This is a genomic window from Rhodopirellula maiorica SM1 (genome assembly GCF_000346295.1).
GTDB classification, from domain to species: Bacteria; Planctomycetota; Planctomycetia; order Pirellulales; family Pirellulaceae; genus Novipirellula; species Novipirellula maiorica.
Map to the genome: position 1 here is coordinate 1 of NZ_ANOG01000110.1, position 1,401 is coordinate 1,401.

The following is a 1,401-nucleotide window of genomic DNA, read 5'->3' on the forward strand; positions in this document are numbered from 1 at the left end:
GGGGAAAACAAAGTGGCTGCGAGCACGCAGAGCCAAGCTCAATCGGGCTGATGTTTTTATACCAGTGCGTGTTGGGAAAAAGGCTAGGTGCCATCATTTCGACTCGCGTTCGGCCGAGCGAGTCGATTCCGGTGTGGTTTAGCCGAGGCGAAATTGAGCGATTGCTTGAGCAATTAGTCGGAATTCATCGTTTGATGTTTCTGTTGATCTACGGAGCAGGGCTGCGACACAAGGAGTGTCGTCGGCTGAGGATCAAGGATGTTTGTTTCGACGAAGGGCATCTTGTTGTTCGCGATGAATCGGGAACAGACATTCAGACGGTGCAAAAACTGATGGGACATAAGGACATTGAAACGACGATGCGATATGTTCATATTCGCCCGAAGCTTGGAGAAACCGTTAAAAGCCCCGTGGATACATTGCCGGATTTCTAAGCCATTCGTCATCGTCAGACCACTGGGACCGACGGAAGCCGGGAAGAGGTGAAACTGCGGTAAGCGTCTGCACCTTCGGTTGCCTGGGGTGCACGCTCTAAGTCCGCCCCAGCGAAAGTAGAATCGGATTATTGGCGACCGGCACAGCTGTTGCAAGCGAATTCTCTGAGGATTTTCAAAGGAGACTAGAGAAGGGGAGGCACGACGCACAGGACGATTGGCAATGAAAAGAATCATGGAACAGGAGAGAAAGGCGACTTGTGGCTCTGTTTCCTTCGTTTCCTCCTGTTCCAATCGACCGCGCAACCATCGCTTGTGTGGGTAGTGGATATCGAATGATGTGAAGACGATCCGGGGAGACTGGACTTAGCGGTGGAGTGCGTTGGTAACTGCCAGTTGCGTCTAGACAGGCTGGACGGGAGCGACGACGTTGGGAAAATTTCACCATGCGGCAATTGATGCCGCAGGCTTGGTAGGAAAATGGAGGTAGGAAGATGATCCTTTTCGAAAGGGCGGGTGTGATGGTTGGTCGCTGCCGCGTTTCCATCGACATGTTGTTCATGGATGAGACCGGGATTTTGAATGATCTTTACCACGGTCTCCGGTCATCGATGAGCCGCCTTATTTCCTTACCTCCATCTTCCTACCAAATTTTCTCGTTTGCGCATTTCAGGCGTGCGGGTGGCGGCGGTGTTTGCTGTCGCCCCTTTCGGGGCTTTGATTCTTAGGGCGTTTCTGTAACCCACAGCTTACGCAGTGGGCTAGATGCTTTCGTCCCTACCGGGACTTGGTGATGCTGGGATGACGCTCGCGTGCTGCGACTGCTAACGAATACAGCGACGGCGAGAAGGGGGACAGATAGTTACGTGCAAGTAAGCCGGAGACAGGGCCCTCACCCGAGCAATCGCTAAAGGCTCTGCTCGACCTCTCCCCGCTGCGAGACTGCTGATTTAGTTAGCCGTTTTGG

The 1,401-nt window shown here is 53.2% G+C and carries 1 protein-coding gene; it reads left to right on the forward strand.

The window, feature by feature from the left end:
• Window positions 1-434 (forward strand): tyrosine-type recombinase/integrase (locus RMSM_RS42295; RefSeq protein ID WP_236621984.1); only part of this gene is annotated, 434 nt, incomplete at its 5' end.
• Between the last annotated feature and the right edge of the window lie 967 nt (window positions 435-1,401).